The sequence below is a fragment of the Halomonas sp. 1513 genome (genome assembly GCA_001971685.1).
Lineage (GTDB): Bacteria > Pseudomonadota > Gammaproteobacteria > Pseudomonadales > Halomonadaceae > Franzmannia.
The window spans coordinates 21,509-37,000 of the sequence record CP019326.1 but is presented as its reverse complement, the minus strand read 5'-3'; the positions used below and the strand labels follow the sequence as shown (position 1 = coordinate 37,000).

At 67.0% G+C, this 15,492-nt stretch carries 15 protein-coding genes and 1 other RNA gene; 6 read left to right on the top strand and 10 right to left on the bottom strand.

The window, feature by feature from the left end; all coding sequences use genetic code 11:
- Positions 1-69: 69 nt before the first annotated feature.
- Genes BWR19_00165 through BWR19_00145 form a run of 5 tightly spaced genes read right to left on the bottom strand, consistent with a single transcriptional unit; the run spans position 70 to position 4,547 of the window.
- Positions 70-807, bottom strand: a complete 738-nt coding sequence (locus tag BWR19_00165) for an MBL fold metallo-hydrolase (GenBank protein APX91494.1) — start codon at positions 805-807, stop codon at positions 70-72.
- Positions 804-1,859: a spermidine/putrescine ABC transporter ATP-binding protein gene (locus tag BWR19_00160; GenBank protein ID APX91493.1), complete on the bottom strand. Its 1,056-nt coding sequence runs from the start codon at positions 1,857-1,859 to the stop codon at positions 804-806. The genes BWR19_00165 and BWR19_00160 overlap by 4 nt, the downstream gene beginning before the upstream one ends.
- The gene (locus BWR19_00155; GenBank protein ID APX91492.1) at positions 1,856-2,626 is read right to left on the bottom strand and encodes an ABC transporter permease; all 771 of its coding nucleotides are present in this window, start codon (positions 2,624-2,626) and stop codon (positions 1,856-1,858) included. Before BWR19_00155 ends, BWR19_00160 begins: the two co-directional genes overlap by 4 nt.
- Positions 2,627-2,628: 2 nt before the next feature.
- On the bottom strand, positions 2,629-3,477 hold the full coding sequence (locus BWR19_00150) for a spermidine/putrescine ABC transporter permease (GenBank protein APX91491.1): 849 nt from the start codon (positions 3,475-3,477) through the stop codon (positions 2,629-2,631).
- Between the two features lie 2 nt (positions 3,478-3,479).
- On the bottom strand, positions 3,480-4,547 hold the full coding sequence (locus tag BWR19_00145) for an ABC transporter substrate-binding protein (GenBank protein ID APX91490.1): 1,068 nt from the start codon (positions 4,545-4,547) through the stop codon (positions 3,480-3,482).
- A gap of 132 nt (positions 4,548-4,679) precedes the next feature.
- Between BWR19_00145 and BWR19_00140 the strand changes: the two genes are divergently transcribed.
- Positions 4,680-5,303, top strand: a complete 624-nt coding sequence (locus BWR19_00140) for a TetR family transcriptional regulator (protein APX91489.1) — start codon at positions 4,680-4,682, stop codon at positions 5,301-5,303.
- Between the two features lie 28 nt (positions 5,304-5,331).
- On the opposite strand, the gene BWR19_00135 is transcribed toward BWR19_00140, so the two are convergent.
- Positions 5,332-6,552, bottom strand: a complete 1,221-nt coding sequence (locus BWR19_00135) for a 2-octaprenyl-3-methyl-6-methoxy-1,4-benzoquinol hydroxylase (protein ID APX91488.1) — start codon at positions 6,550-6,552, stop codon at positions 5,332-5,334.
- A gap of 191 nt (positions 6,553-6,743) precedes the next feature.
- Here BWR19_00135 and BWR19_00130 point away from each other — a divergent pair, with 191 nt between their 5' ends.
- Positions 6,744-8,123, top strand: coding sequence for a uracil permease (locus BWR19_00130; protein ID APX91487.1), 1,380 nt, complete (start codon positions 6,744-6,746; stop codon positions 8,121-8,123).
- 84 nt (positions 8,124-8,207) lie between these two features.
- On the opposite strand, the gene BWR19_00125 is transcribed toward BWR19_00130, so the two are convergent.
- The 3 genes from BWR19_00125 to BWR19_00115 all read right to left on the bottom strand — a co-directional run bounded on the left by BWR19_00125 (position 8,208) and on the right by BWR19_00115 (position 11,419).
- Positions 8,208-9,422, bottom strand: a complete 1,215-nt coding sequence (locus BWR19_00125) for a 2-octaprenyl-6-methoxyphenyl hydroxylase (GenBank protein APX91486.1) — start codon at positions 9,420-9,422, stop codon at positions 8,208-8,210.
- A 65-nt stretch (positions 9,423-9,487) separates the two neighbouring features.
- Complete coding sequence (locus BWR19_00120) at positions 9,488-10,825, bottom strand: Xaa-Pro aminopeptidase (GenBank protein APX94831.1); 1,338 nt, start codon at positions 10,823-10,825, stop codon at positions 9,488-9,490.
- A 21-nt stretch (positions 10,826-10,846) separates the two neighbouring features.
- Entirely contained in the window at positions 10,847-11,419 is a 573-nt protein-coding gene (locus tag BWR19_00115; protein APX91485.1) for a hypothetical protein, read from the bottom strand.
- A 142-nt stretch (positions 11,420-11,561) separates the two neighbouring features.
- Here BWR19_00115 and BWR19_00110 point away from each other — a divergent pair, with 142 nt between their 5' ends.
- From BWR19_00110 to BWR19_00100, 3 genes are all read left to right on the top strand, one after another.
- Positions 11,562-11,861 carry a cell division protein ZapA gene (locus tag BWR19_00110; protein APX91484.1) on the top strand — a complete coding sequence of 100 codons (300 nt, stop codon included), beginning with the start codon at positions 11,562-11,564 and terminating at the stop codon, positions 11,859-11,861.
- A 61-nt stretch (positions 11,862-11,922) separates the two neighbouring features.
- Positions 11,923-12,107, top strand: a non-coding RNA gene (ssrS, locus tag BWR19_00105) — 6S RNA.
- Positions 12,108-12,135: 28 nt separating this feature from the next.
- On the top strand, positions 12,136-12,762 hold the full coding sequence (locus BWR19_00100) for a 5-formyltetrahydrofolate cyclo-ligase (GenBank protein APX91483.1): 627 nt from the start codon (positions 12,136-12,138) through the stop codon (positions 12,760-12,762).
- 361 nt (positions 12,763-13,123) lie between these two features.
- On the opposite strand, the gene BWR19_00095 is transcribed toward BWR19_00100, so the two are convergent.
- Positions 13,124-14,638 (bottom strand): threonine ammonia-lyase, biosynthetic, encoded by a 1,515-nt coding sequence (locus BWR19_00095; protein APX91482.1) that lies wholly within the window; start codon positions 14,636-14,638, stop codon positions 13,124-13,126.
- 169 nt (positions 14,639-14,807) lie between these two features.
- On the opposite strand from BWR19_00095, the gene BWR19_00090 reads away from it, so the two are divergent.
- Positions 14,808-15,485 carry a ribose 5-phosphate isomerase A gene (locus tag BWR19_00090; protein APX91481.1) on the top strand — a complete coding sequence of 226 codons (678 nt, stop codon included), beginning with the start codon at positions 14,808-14,810 and terminating at the stop codon, positions 15,483-15,485.
- Positions 15,486-15,492 lie beyond the last annotated feature (7 nt).

Below are 15,492 nucleotides of genomic sequence, written 5' to 3'. Positions count from 1 at the left end.
CGTCAATACGGCCGGGGCCTGGCGGTCGACCGCCAGGCCCCGTTGCGTTACATGGGAGGTGGGCGCCCCTCAGCTACCGCGGGCCTTGCCATCCAGCCAACCGCGAATGATCTGGCGATGCCGCTCGCGACCATAGCTGGGAAAATGGCCGCCGTGGACCACCCTCAAGGGCAGCTCAAGAAGGCGACGCATGGAGCGCTCGTAGTCGGTGGCGTTGGCGTGGTAGGTGTCCTCGATCAGCGGCCCGTCGTAGACGATGTCGCCGGAGAACAGGATGCCGCTGCGCGCCTCCCATAGCGCGATCCCGCCGGGCGAGTGCCCCGGGGTATGGATCACCTCGAAGACGCGGTCGCCGAGATCGATGACGTCACCCTCCTCCACCAGCCGGGTAGCGGGCGCCGCCTTGACCGCGTAGGTGGTGGCGGCGAAGGGCTCGGGGGGCAGCCGCTCGAAGATATCATCGCTGACGTAGGGGTCGGCCAGGGTGGCGCGACGCCCGGGCTGGGCCAGGATCTCCGCCTCGGCGCGATGCACCACGCGCTCGTCGAACTCGTGGTGACAGCCGATATGGTCGAAGTGGGTATGGCTGGCCACCGCGGTCAGCGGCCGCTCGGTGACCAGCGGCACCCACTCGCGCAGCGACACCACGCCCATGCCGCTGTCGACCAGCATGTCGCGATCGCGGCCGCGCACATGCCAGATATTGCAGCGATAGAAGGCCTGGATGAAGGGCTCTTCGATATGCGTAACGGCGTCTCCCACGCTGCGCGTGGCATACCACTCCTGGGGGCGGGCACGCTGGCTCATGGGGCCACCTCCTCGGCAGCGAAGATGCTCAATCGCGCCGGATCCACCGACAGCGTCAACCGCGCCCCGGGCTGCGGCTGCACCTCGGGTGGCAGGTGGGCGATCAGGGTCGTCTCGGCATCATCCTCACAGTGTAGATGGCAGCGGAAATGGGTGCCGAAGAAGGCGCTATCGCCGACCCGCGCGCTGCCCAGCGACCAGCCGTCAGTGCCACTGCGAATCTGCTCGGGACGCAGGCAGACGGTAAAGGGCCCGTCGCCGCTCGGCGCCTGCGGCGCCGCGAGGGGGCCAAACGGCGTTTCCAGCCCCTGGGGCCCACGCGTGGCCGGGAGGCGGTTGGTCTCGCCCATGAAGTTGGCGGCAAACAGGCTGGCGGGTTGCTGATAAACCCGCTCCGGCGGCCCCACGTCCTCGATACGGCCACGATTCATCACCACGATGCGGTCGGCGATGGCCATCGCCTCCTCCTGGTCGTGGGTGACGTGGATGAAGGTGGTGCCGAACTCGCGCTGCAGGCTCTTGAGTTCATCCTGCATGCTGCGGCGCAGCTTGAGATCCAGCGCCCCCAGTGGCTCGTCGAGCAGCAGCACATCCGGCTCCACCGCCAGCGCCCGCGCCAGCGCCACCCGCTGGCGCTGGCCGCCGGACAGCTCGTGGGGACGCTTGCCGGCATCGCCGTGCAGCCCGACCAGCTCGAGCAGCCGCTCGGCGCGGGCGTGGCGCTCGCGCCTGGCCATGCCGCGCATGCGCAGCCCGAAGGCGACGTTGTCGCGCAGGGTCATGTGCGGAAACAGCGCATAGTCCTGGAACATGGTGGTGGTGGGCCGCTTGGCCGGCGCCACCCCGGTCATGTCGCGCCCGCCGATCTTCACCGCACCCCGGGAGGGCACGATGAAGCCGCCGAGGATCGACAGCAGGGTGGTCTTGCCGCAGCCCGACGGGCCGAGCAGCACGATGTACTCCCCCGCGTCGATCTCCAGCGCGATATCGCTCAGGGCACGAAAGTCCTGAAAGTCGTGGCACAGCGACTCGATGGTAATGGGAGCAGTCATGGGCGGCGCCTTCCGAAGATGAACAGTTCGAGTAGCAGCACGATGGCGGCGGAGCCGAGAAACACGATGCTGCCGATGGCGTTGGTCTTCGACGAGAGCCCCGAGCGCAGCAGGCTCCAGATCTCCACCGGCAGGGTCACCTCGAAGCGGGTCAGCAGGAAGGCGATCACGAACTCGTCCCAGCTCAGGGTCATGGCCAGGAAGAACGCCGCCAGGATCGCCGGCGCCAGCATCGGCACCGTGACCTGGGTAATCACCCGCACCTCGCCGGCGCCGAGATCGCGGGCGGCGCGCTCGATATTCTGCTGCTGGGCGCCCATCGAGGCGTAGATGATCGCAAAGCACAGCGGCAGGTTGATCACCACGTGGCCGATGCCCGCCGCCCACAGCGACAGGCCGATGCCGAGCTGATTGAAGACGATCAGCAGGCCCAGGCCGACGATCAGGTAGCTGACCGTCATCGGGGCGATCAGCAGCCCACGCAGCCACACTGACCCCGGCAGCACGTGGCGGGCCAGGCCGTAGGCGGCCAGGAAACCCAGGACGCAGGCGGTCAGCGACGAGCCCACCGCCACCATCAGCGAGTGGCCCAGCGCCGCCATCAGGCGCCTGTCGCCGAACACCTCGGCGTACCAGCGCAGCGTCGGCCCCTCGAAGGGCGGCAGCGGCAGGCTGCCGTCCTTGAACGAGAACAGCACCAGCGACGCCACCGGCAGATAGATGAAGGCGAAGGCCACGAACAGATAGCCCCACTGCAATCTACGCATGGTCACACCCGATCCAGTCGTAGCCAGCGCGCGCTGGCCAGATAGGCCAGGCTCACCAGGCCCATCAGCACGATCGACAGCGCCGCGGCCAGCGGGAAGTCACCGCGACGCCCCAGCTGCACCATGATCACCTGGGGCACGGTCAGCTCGTTGTTGCCGCCGAGAATCTGCGGCGTGATGTAGTCGCCGATGCACAGCACGAAGGTCAGGAAGGCCCCGACCATGATACCCGGCAGGGTCAGCGGCAGAATCACGTGGCGAAACGCCTGCCAGCCGCTGGCGCCGAGATCGGTGGCCGCTCGCCGGTAGTTGGGCGATAGCTGCACCAGGTTGGCGAAAATCGTCAGCGTCAGCAGCATCACGAAGAAGTGCACGAAGCCGGTCACCGTAGCGAAGCGTGTGCTGGCCATCTGCAGCGGCTCGGCGATCACCCCCAGCGACATCAGCGCCTTGTTGACGATGCCCTCGCGGGACAGCACCAGCAGCCAGGAGTAGGAGCGCACCACGTAGGAGGTCCAGAACGGCAGGATCGCCAGCAGCAGCACCAGTCGCTGCCAGCGCGGCGGCACCCGGAAGGCGATGATCCAGGCCAGCGGATAGGCCAGCAGAATCGACACCAGCGTCACCGTCAGGGTGATCTGCAGCGACACGACAATGGCGCCAGCCAGGAACGACTGCCCGAACAGGCGCCGGTAGTTGGCCAGATCGAAGCCCCAGATCAGCTCGCGGCCCTCCAGGGTCGCCAGGCTCATCGCCAGCATGATGGCGAAAGGCGCGACGAAGAAGGCCAGCGTCCAGAGCAGGGCCGGGGTGACGAACCCCCAGCCGCGCAGCGTGGTGGATATCGCCATGATCAGTGCTGCAGCATCTCGAGCCACAGGTCCTGCATCTGGCCGTCGAGCTGGGCATCGGGGGCCGGATACAGCTGAGTGCGCGACAGGTAGTCGTCCTGTTCATCCCAGCGCAGCACCTGTTTCTGTTCGTCGCTGAGCACCTCACCGGCGCGCTGGTTGGCCGGCATGCCCCAGAAGCATGACGAGGTGGCCAGCGCCGCCTGGCCTTCCGGGCTGACGATGTACTTGACGAACTCCACCGCCAGGTCGCGATTCTGGCTCTCCTCGAGCACGGCGATGGACTGCGACCAGCGCACCGCGCCCTGCTCGGGAATCGTCCAGGTCAGCTCGGGCTGCTCCTCGGCCAGCACCGCGGTCAACCATTCGCCACCGCCGACGATGATATCCGCCTCGCCGGTGGCCAGGGCGGTCTGGCTCGCTACCACTTCGCCCACCGAGCGCGACGCCGCCTTCATCTTGAACAGCTCTTCGCGAATCGCCGGCAGGTCCTCGGCGGTAAGCGCCTGGGTATCCAGCCCCAGGCCCGCCGCCACCAGGCCGATCACCGGCAGGTAGTAGTCGTAGATGGCGATCCGTGAACCGCTCTCACCCGACCAGATGGCCAGCAGATCATCGAGATCGGCGGGATCGACCCGGTCGGCGTTGTAGGAGATGGTGTTGTAGCCGAACTTCTCGGTCACCGCATAGGTGGTGCCATCGACGCTGTTGCTCGAGGCCATCACCACCTCGGGGAAGAAGTCGTCGGTGGGCAGCTCGTCATCCGGCAGCGCGGCCAGCAGGCCCGCTTCGACGGCCCGCGGCACGTCGATGGTATCGATGACCAGCACGTCCCAGTCGCCGGGCCGCGACTGCTCGAGCATGGCGAAGGCGGCGCCGGTACCCTCGTACTCGCGCAGATTGACGGTGACCCCGTGGGCCTCCTCGAAGGGCTCGATCAGCGAGGCATCGGTGTGGTCGCACCATACCAGCGCATTGAGGCTATCTTGGGCCTGGGCGGGCATTGCCGCCAGGCCGAACAGGGCACAGGCGGGCAGGCCGGCGGCCTGCGCAAAACGGATCTTGTTCATGTTGTTGTCTCCCGGTGTTGGGTAGCGGCCGGCAGCGACGAGCACTGGCTGGCTCAAAAAAATATTGAATAGATTCAAGTTTGACGTCAATAATATTTTTAAACGCTACTCAGCTCACCAGGGAGACGGTGATTGACGGGACTTCGTACACGCCAGAAAGCCGACCGCAAGCGCCGCATCCTCAAGGCGTCCATGCTGCTGTTTCGCCGCAGCGGCTATCGTCACGTGCGCATCGAGGATATTGCCGAGATCGCCGAGGTCTCGGTGGGGACGGTCTACAACTACTATGCCACCAAGGGCGATATCCTGATCGCCATCGTCGCCATGGAGGTCGAGGAGGTGCTGGCCGCCGGGGAGGCGCTGCTGGCCAGCCCGCCTGCGGGTATGCGCGATGCCCTGCAGGCGCTGATCAACCACTACTACGACCACTCGCTCAACTACCTGAGCAAGGAGATGTGGCGCGCCGCCATGGCGCTCTCCATCGAAGCGCCGCTGACGCCCAACGGGGTGCTCTACCATCAACTCGATGAACGCCTGCGCGCCCAGGTGCAGGCGCTACTCGCCAGCGGCCAGGCCCAGGGGGAGATCGATCCACGGCTGGATAGCGACGCCCTGGGCGACCTGCTGTTCAACGGCCTCAACATGATGTTCGTGGAGTTCGTCAGCGACGATGCCATGAGCCTGGAGGCGCTCAAGTCGCGCCTGTCGCGCCAGCTCGACGCCATGACGCGGGTCTGGACCCACGCCACGGCCTAGCTGGCCGCCGCGCTGGCGGCCGCGCGCCTCAGCGGCAGGCCGCGGGCAGGCGGCCGCGCTGGCCGATGGCCTGGCGCATCAGCAGCCGCTTGAGCGGGGTCAGCCGGTCGACGCCGGAGAGGCCGACGTTGCGCGCCAGGGTCAGCGCCGGGTGGCGGGCGCCGAACAGCAGCCGGAAGCCATCCATCAGCGCCAGCATGGCGGCGTTGTCGCCGCGCCGCCGCCGAGCGTAGCGCGCCAGGATGCGCGGGTCGCCGAGCGCTGCACCGCGGCGCTGCGCCTCGAGCAGCTCCTCGGCGAGCACCGCGGCGTCCATCAGGCCCAGGTTGACGCCCTGGCCGGCCAGCGGGTGGATGCTGTGCGCGGCGTCGCCGATCAGCGCCAGGCCGGGCTTGACGTAGTCGCGGGCATGGCGCTGCACCAGCGCAATATCGATGGCGTCGTCGATCACCTCGACCTCCCCCAGCCGCCCCTCGAAGGCCTCGAACAGCGCCGCCCCCAGCGCACCTCGCGACAGGCCGGCCAGCCGCTCGGCCTCATCCGGTGTCGTCGACCAGACGATCGAGCAGTAGTGTGGCTCGCCCTCGAGCGTCAGCGGTAGAAACGCCAGCGGGCCGCTGGGGAGAAATACCTGGCGGGCGACCCCTGCGTGACTGCGCGCCACGCGCACCGTGGTGACCAGGGCACGCTGGCCGGTGTCGGCCTCGCGGGTCTCGATGCCGGCCAGCTCACGCAGCCGCGAGCGAGCGCCGTCGGCGGCCACCACCAGCGGTGCGGTCAATTCGCTGCCGTCATCGAGGGTCAGCATGTGGCCGGGCGCGCCTTCGCGCCAGCCCGTGACCCGCGCAGCAAAGCGCTGGGTGACGCTCGGCAGTTCGCCGAGACGCGACGCCAGGGCTGCCAACACCACCTCGTTCTCGACGATATGGCCCAGCTGAGGCACCCCGGCCTGGTCGGCACTGAAGTGAATCTCGCCGCTGCCCTCGCTATCCCACACCTGCATGCCGTCGTAGGGCGTGACCCGCGCCAGCCGCGACCAGACGCCAAGCCCCTCAAGCAGGCGCTGCGACACCGGCGTCAGGGCGCTGACCCGCGGCGATGGCGTAGCGCTCGGAAGATAAGGCTGTGGCAGTGGGGCCGGCCGCCCGTCGACCACCGTCACCGCCAGCCCCGCCTGGCCCAGCAGCGCCGCCAGGCTGGCGCCCACCATTCCGCCACCGACGATGATCACTTGCGCCTGCATGGGCATCTCCTTGACGACTGACCGGAGCGCCGAGTATCTCACGCCGGCGCAGCGCACTCGAGTCAGCACTGTGCGATACACAAAACGGGTGGAAATGTTTTTCACAGAAGTCTATTTTGTGTACACAACAACGGAGCTAGTGTGTCGAAAGAGCCCACTATCAGTATACAAAAACAGTGCACAGTAGAGGCTATCTCATGAGTCAACTCGAACAGGGCCAGCGTCCCTCACGCACCATCAATCAGGATCCCGACGCCATGCCGCCGCTCGGCAAGGCGATCCCCCTGGGCATTCAGCACATTATGGCGATGTTCGCCGGCAATGTGACGCCGCCGATCATCATCGCCGGCGTGATCGGCGCTACCACCGGCGAACAGATCTTCCTGATTCAGGTCGCCCTCTTCGTCGCCGGGATCGCCACCCTGGTCCAGACCATCGGCATGGGGCCGATCGGCGCCCGCTTGCCCATCGTCCAGGGCACCAGCTTCGGCTTCCTGCCGGTGGCCCTGCCGCTGGCCGGCACCTTCGGCTTACCCGCGGTGCTGGGCGCCTCTCTGGTGGCCGGGTGTCTGCAGGTGGGCCTGGGGGCCTTCCTCAAGAAGATCCGCCACTGGTTCTCGCCGGTGGTCACCGGCATCGTGGTGCTGTTGATCGGCATTACCCTGATGCCGGTGGGTCTCAACTACGCCGCCGGCGGCGTGGGAGCGGAAGATTTTGCCTCCCCCACCAACCTGGGCCTGGCCTTCTTCGTGCTGGTGGTGACCGTCGGCGTACACCAGTTCGGTCGCGGCTTCCTCAAGGCGGCCTCGATTCTGGTGGGCCTGGCCAGCGGCTATCTCCTGGCGATCCTGCTTGGCATGGTGGACTTCGCCAGCGTCGCCGACGCCGCCTGGTTCGCCATTCCCCGGCCGCTGCAGTACGGGCTGGAATTCCAGCTGACCGCCATCATCGGCATGACCCTGATCATGTTCGTGGTGGGGCTGGAGACCATCGGCAACATCTCCGCCATCACCATCGGCGGCGCCGGCCGCCAGGCCAAGGATCGCGAGCTTTCCGGCGGCGTCATGGCCGACGGCGTGGCCACCTCCTTCGCGGCGATCTTCAACACCTTGCCTAACACCGCCTATGCCCAGAACGTCGGCTTGATCACCCTCACCGGCGTGGTCAGCCGCCACGTGGTGACCATCGGCGGCATTCTGCTGATCTGCATGGGCCTGTTCCCCAAGCTCGGCGGCCTGGTCGCGGCCATGCCGCATGCGGTGCTGGGCGGCGCTGGCGTGGTGATGTTCGGCATGATCGCCTCGGCGGGGCTGAAGATCATCCAGGAGTGCGAGCTCAATCAGCGCGCGATGCTGATCATCGCCGTATCGCTGAGCCTGGGCATCGGCCTGCCGGCGGTGGAAGCCATCTCCGAGACCATGCCCGGCCAGGCCGGCCTGCTGCTCAAGTCGGGCCTGGTGCCGGCGGCGGTAGCGGCGCTGCTGCTCGACGCCATTCTACCGGGCAAGCCAGCGCGTGAGCCCATCGAGGCGGACGAAACCGCGGCCGCAGCCGATACGGTCACGCCCAAGCAGTAAGCGTGAGCGAACGCCACTAAACGCCCAGGGCCCGGCAATCGACTGCCGGGCCCTGGGCCGTTGGTGCCGACGCAAATCGCCGTTTCAGCGCTCCAGGCCCATCGCGCGCCGCGCCAGACCTCGGCGCAGCGGCCCCACCAGGTTGAGCCCCACCAGGCCCGCGGCACGGGCGTGGGAGAGCCACCCGTTATCGATGCCGAACAGCCGGATCAGGCCATCGCTGAAGCGGATCACGTTATGCCGGTCGACGCCGCGACGGCGTTCGAGGTCGGCCAGTACCTCGTGACTGCCCGGGCCCAGGCCGGACTGCCGCGCGGCCTCGAGTGCCGCGACCAGGTCCATCACCCCGCGCAGCGCCAGGTTGAAGCCCTGGCCGGCCACCGGGTGCAGCGCATGGGCGGCGTTGCCCAGCACCACCAGCCCAGGACGAGTGGGTTCCTCGGCGGTGACCAGCGACAGCGGGTAGCAGTGGCGCCTGCCGACGCGGCGGAAGCGGCCGGCGCGATCGCCGAACGCCGCTTGCAGCCGGGCCAGGAAGTCGCTGTCGGAAAGCGCCAGGGTGGCCTGCTCGGCCCCCGCGCGGTGGGTCCAGATCAACTCCATGCGCTGCCCGGAGAGCGGCAGCAGCGCCAGCGGGCCGTCCGCCGTGAAGCGCTCGAAGGCCATGCCGCGGTGCGGCTTGCTGACTTCGAGATTGGCAATCAGTGCCACCTGGTCATAGGGGGCTGCCTGGCTGGCAATACCCAGCTGCTCCTTGAGCCCCGAACGACCGCCATCGGCCAGCACCGTCAGTTGTGCCTCCAGCGCTGTGCCGTTCGACAGCGCCAGGCGATGCCCGCCGGCCTGGGGCGCGATCATTTCGACCCGCGCCGGGCAGTGCCAGTCGAGCGGCAGTGTCGCCAACCGCTGGTGCAGCACCCGCCCCAGCCAGGCATTGGGGATTACATGGCCCAGCGCCGCCACCCCCAGCTCCTCGGCACTCAGCCGGGTCACGCCCAGGCGGCCGCGCTCGCTGACGTGGATGGTGCGGATCGGCTCGGCCTGCTGCGCCAGCTGCGGCCATAGCCCGAGCCGCGCAAAGTGTTCGCAGGAGCCCTGGGCGATGGCGCTGGCGCGCGCATCGAAACTGGGTTGCGCCTGCGTCTCGGCGTCTATACTCGAAGGCAGGGCGCTCGGCTCGATGACCGCCACCCGGAGCCCCTGCCCCTCGATCAACGGCGCCAGCGCCGCCGCCAGGCTGGCACCGACCAGCCCGCCGCCGACGATGGCGATATCCACCCGTGAGACTGCGTGTTTCATGCGTAGTGAACCCCGCCAGTATTACGTAATTTACGTAACGCCACCGCCCGTGTGCGCCACCTCGATCAGGATTTGACCATCAACGCCTCGATATCCGCGACCCGCTTGGGCACCGCCGCGGTCAGCACCTCGTGGCCGTTTACCGTCACCGCCACATCGTCCTCGATACGGATGCCGATCCCGCGATACTCAGTGGGAACGTCATCGGCGTCGGGCACATAGAGTCCCGGTTCGACGGTCAGGACCATCCCGGGCACCAGCGACCGCGGCTCGCCGCCCTGGCGATAGTCGCCGACGTCGTGGACGTCCAGGCCGAGCCAGTGCGAGGTGGAGTGCAGGTAGAAGCGACGATAGGCCTCGCTCTCGATATTCGCCTCGAGGTCTCCCTCGAGTAGGCCCAGCGTCAGCAGCCCCTGGGTCAGATCGCGCACCACGCCGTCGTGAATCGCCTTGAGCGTCACCCCCGGCGTCACCGCCGCCACGGCGCGCTCCTGGGCCGCCAGCACCACCTCGTAGAGCGCGCGCTGGGCCGCGCTGAAGCGGCCGTTGACCGGGAAGGTGCGGGTGATATCGCCGGCATAGAGCTCGAACTCGGCGCCGGCATCGATCAGCACCAGCTCGCCGTCGCGCAGCGCAGCGCGGTTGCTGATGTAGTGCAGCACGCAGGCGTTGGCGCCGCCGCCGACGATACTGGCGTAGGCCGGGCCGCTGGCGCCGTGCCATACGAATTCGTGCTCCAGCTCGGCCTGCAGCTGATACTCATGCAGCCCCGGCGCCGCACTGCGCATGGCGCGCAGATGGGCACGCGCCGAGATCTCGCCGGCGTGGCGCAGTAGTGCCAGCTCCGCCTCGCTCTTGATCAGGCGCTGCTCGTGAAGCAGCGCCGCCACGTCGCGAAAGCCCCCGGGCGCCATGGCCCCCTGACGCCGGCGCCCCTGCAGCTCGGCGCGTACGCTCTCGGCCAGGGCCATGGCCTCGGCGTCATTGAGGGGCAAGTAGAGCGTCTCGCGTCCATCGAGCAACTCTGCCAAGCGCGGCTCGCGTTCGGCGTTCTCGAACGCCTGGTCGATGCCGAACTCGGCCTCGGCGCCAGCAGCGCCGAGGCGAATGCCGGTCCAGGCTTCGAGGGTGGCGTCCTTGTCCTGGCAGAACAGCACGCACTCGCCGGCCTCGCGGCCGGGCAGCAGCAGCAGCAGGGCGTCCGGTTCGGGAAAACCGGTGAGGTAGTGAAAGTCGCTGTTCTGGCGGAACGCGAACTCGCTGTCCCGCGAGCGGGTCACCAGGCCCGCGGAGGGCAGCAGCACGGCGCTATTGGGTGCCAGCGAGGCCATCAGGGTGTCGCGGCGGCGGCGATATTCGGCCAGGCCGATCGGCGCCGGTCGCGGCAGGGCAGGGGGCAGCAGCATGCTATCTCGAGACGACATTCAGTGGGGCTCCTCGACCTGTTCGACCTGGGGCTTGCCGGGGTGCTGCTCGGTATACAGCAGCATTGCCGCCATGCGGACGTGCTCGGTAAGCGCGAACAGGTCATTCTCGTTCTCACTGCTCTCTTCAAGCTCGGTGTCGATGGCGGCCAGCCCCTCGAGGTCGTCCAGCGCTTCGCGCAGCGGCGCCGACCAGCCCTGGCGGCGGACGGGGTCGACATCGTTGAGCACTTCCAGAAAGCCCAGTGTCCACTCCTGCAGGCCGCGGGCGCGCTCGGCCAACGAGAACATCTCGTCGGGCAGCAGCGGCTCGTAGTTGAGCGCCTCGCCGGCCAACGCCTCGAGGCTTTGGCGACGCCAGGCCAGCAGCACCTCGGCGCTTTCCTGGTCGTGGGGCTGGTCGACGCCCAGCGCATCACAGAGCTCATTGAGCCAGGCTTCGGCGGCCAGGTCATGGAGGGCCAGGCCGGCGGCCAGCCGACCATCCAGGAAGGCGGGCGACTGCAGGCTACCGTGTATCAGAAAGGCGTCGGCGACGTCGGAAAAGCTGAGCTGTTGATTGATCAGTGACATGACTAGACTTCCGAAAGAGAAGGGCGAGCCGCCGCGGCGCGTTGACCGTCTGCAAGCGGCTCTCTTATGATGATCGAATCGTCATAGCCTAACGCATCTGCCCCATTCTTGGCCCACCCTCATCCCTGCCCGGGAGCGCACCATGACCGATGACAGCCGGCCGACCACCGAGATCACGCTGCTGGGGCGCGGCTACGTCATTGCGTGCCCGCCGGAAGAGCAGGAGCAGCTCAATCGCTCCGCCCGCTACCTCGATCGCGCCATGCACGGCATTCATGCCCGCGGCAAGGTCCTCGGCGCCGAGAAGATCGCCATCATGGCGGCGCTCAATATTACCCACGAGCTGCTGCAGGCCCTCGACGAGCGCAAGGACAGCGATGCCGCCCTCGAGCGGCTCGGTGAACGCCTCGAACGGGCACTCGCTGACGTTACGCCACGCTGAGCCAACACGATTATTCCCGGCGACGCCTTTGGTGCATCCTCTGCCTCTGATAGGATGAATGAGTTCTCTGGGGTGTGCGCCAGTCGTTATAGTCCCTCGAGCCTATGCGCAGTACCCAGGGGGCCAAATGCTAGACAGACCCGTGTGCATGTCCGTGCGACGGAAAGCCTGACGGTCTGTCTGCGGCCACCCACCTTGAACCAATGGGTTCAAGGGCCAGAACGACAGCGGCACTCTGGAGAACTCTTCACATCTATCGCGCGGTTGCCACTCTGTGACCCATGCCATCTCGACACTCGCCGAGCAGCGACGCCAGCTGCGTCGTGACCTGCGCCGCCGCCGCCGTGCGCTGAGCGCCAGCCAGCAGCGCGAGGCCTCACGCCGCCTGTGCCGTCAACTGCGCCTGCTGCCGGAGCTGCAGCGCGCTCGCCGCGTTGCCCTTTACCTGCCCAACGATGGCGAAATCGATCCCACGCCGTTAGTCGACTGGCTACGCCGGCGAGGCGCCCGCGTCTATCTGCCGGTACTGATGCCGCTGACCGCCAACCGCCTGTGGTTCGTCCACTATCACACCGCCACGCCGATGGTGCGCAACCGTTTCGGCATCCTCGAGCCCAGCACGCGCCACGCCGCCCATCGTGCTCGGCGTCTGCCGGCGTGGGCACTCGACCTGGTAGTGCTGCCGCTGGTGGGTTTCGACGCCCACGGCCAGCGCATGGGCATGGGCGGTGGCTTCTATGACCGCAGTTTCGCCTTTACCCGCCGCGGTGGGCCGCGCCCACGGCTATTGGGTATCGCCCACGCCTGCCAGCAGGTCGCGGCGCTGCCCAGCGCCAGCTGGGATATCCCGCTGGATGCCATCGTCAGCGACACTAGGGTGATACGCCCGCCGCGCACCTAGTCGTGCGCAAAAAAAGCCGATACGGGTTACCCCGTATCGGCTCGGTCGTTCTCTGGTCATGGCACTGCCGTACCAGGGATGACTGCTCAGCTGCCGGCGAGTGCCTGGGCGTAGCCGGTCGCCACCACCCCGATGACAAACAGCAGCGCCAATGCCATGACCAGATCGGGCTTGCGCTTCATGTATAGCTCCGTGGAATTGTTACATTCAGAAACGTTAATGTCGCCCCTGACGACAGGCTGACTATAGGCCCCAAGGGCGACAAAAACAACCGTCGCAATTCCACGATTTGACCCTCAAACCCCTGCCATATCAGAAGCTCAAGGTAAGTTGGCGCTTACTACGCTAGATGCCTGGCCGATCAGGCCATGAATAGCCGATAGGCGGCGTTGTCGGTCTCCTTCCAATAGCGATAGCCGATCTCGTCGAAGTGCTCCTCGACGTGGCTGCGATCGCCGTTGGGGATCTGCATGCCCACCAGCACCCGGCCATAGGCGGCACCGTGGTTACGATAATGAAACAGTGAAATGTTCCAATCGTGGGGCAGGTGGGTCAGGAAGTTCATTAGCGCGCCAGGCCGCTCGGGGAACTCGAAGCGGTAGACCTCTTCGTCGAAATGCTGCTTGGGCCGGCCGCCACCGAGGTGGCGGATATGCAGCTTGGCCAGCTCATTGTCGGTGAGATCCTCCACCGGGTAGCCCGCCTCACGCAGCCGGTCGATCACCGCCTGGCGGTCCTCTCCACCCGGCTTGACCTGCACGCCGACGAAGATATGCGCACTCTCCGGGTCCGCATAGCGATAGTTGAACTCGGTGACCATGCGCTTGCCGATGGTCTTGCAGAACTTCTTGAAGCTGCCCGGCCGTTCGGGAATGGTGACCGCCAGTATCGCCTCGCGCTGCTCGCCGAGCTCGGTGCGCTCGGCGATATGCTGCAGGCGATCGAAGTTGGTATTGGCCCCGGAGTTGATGCACAGCAGGGTATGGCCCTCGACCCCGGTCTGCTGGATATACTTCTTGAGTCCCGCCAGCGACAGCGCCCCGGAGGTTTCCGCCACCGCCCGGGTATCATCGAAGATGTCCTTGACCGCGGCACACATCTCGTCGGTATTGACGGTGATCACCTCATCGACGAGGTCGCGCATGATCTTGAACGGCATCTCACCGATCTGCGCCACCGCCACGCCTTCGGCGAACACGCCAACCTGGTCCAGGGTCACCCGTTTGCCGGCGTCCAGTGCCGCCTTGAGGCAGGCGCTGTCCTCGGCCTCGACGCCGATCACCTTGATGTCGGGACGCAGGTATTTGAGGTAGGCCGCCACCCCGGCAATCAGGCCGCCGCCGCCGACCGGCACGAACACCGCGTCGAGGCGGCCGCCGTGCTGGCGCAGGATCTCCACGCCGATGGTGCCTTGGCCGGCGATCACATCGATATCGTCGAACGGCGGGATGTAGGTATAGCCGTGCTCGGCGACCAGCTCGCGGGCGTGCTCGGCGGCCGCAGAGAAGGCGTCGCCCTTGAGGATCACCTTGGCGCCCCGGGCACGCACCGCCTGGACCTTGATGTCGGGGGTAATCCGCGGCATCACGATCACCGCCTTGACCCCCATCAGCTTGGCGGCCATGGCCAGGCCCTGGGCGTGGTTGCCCGCCGAGGCGGCGATCACGCCCTTGGCTTTCTGCGCCTCGCTGAGCTGGGTCATCTTGTTGTAGGCGCCGCGAATCTTGAACGAGTAGACCGGCTGCAGGTCCTCGCGCTTGATCAGAATGGTGTTGTTGAAGCGACGGGAAAGGAAGGGTGCCGGTGAGATCGGCGTTTCGCGGGCGGCATCGTAGACCCGGGCCTGGAGAATCTTCTTGACGGTAGCTTCGAGCATCCTGATGTCCTGATGGGGGAAGGCAGCGAGAAAAGCGCCTGCCGTAAACGGCAGAGAAAACCCCTATTGGTAGCATTGCCGCGGCCCCGGCGTCCAGCGCGCCATCCACAGTGGCAGGTGGCTGACGTATACTGGCGGCGCCTACATTCACCAGCCGCGATCAACTCCCATGACCCAAGACGAACTCAAGGACGCCGTGGCCGCCGCCGCCATCGATGAAATCCGTCCGCATCTCGCCCGCAGCAGCGTGCTCGGCATCGGCACCGGCTCCACCGCCAACCTTTTCATCGACCGCCTGGCCGAGCTGCGCGACGACTTCAAGGGCGCCGTGGCCAGCTCCGAGGCCAGCGCCGAGCGTCTGCGGCGCCACGACATCGAGGTCTTCGAGCTCAACGAGGTCGGCAGCGTGCCTTTCTATATCGACGGCGCAGACGAAGTGAACGCTCACTTGCATATGATCAAGGGCGGCGGCGCGGCGCTGACCCGCGAGAAGATCGTCGCCGCCTGCAGCGAGCGCTTCATCTGCATCGCCGACGCCTCCAAGCGAGTGGCGCGCCTCGGCGCCTTCCCGCTGCCGGTGGAGGTGATCCCCATGGCACGCTCCTACGTGGCCCGCGAGCTGGTCAAGCTCGGCGCTGACCCGGTCTATCGCCAGGGAGTAGTGACCGACAACGGCAACCAGATCATCGACTGCTTCGACTTCATGATCGACGACCCGCTGGCCATGGAGACGCGACTCAACGCCATCGTCGGGGTAGTCACCAACGGCTTGTTCGCCGCCCGCGGTGCCGACGTGCTGCTGCTCGGCGATACGCACGGCGTCGAGCGCCTGACGCCCATCGAGTGAGCGAGCA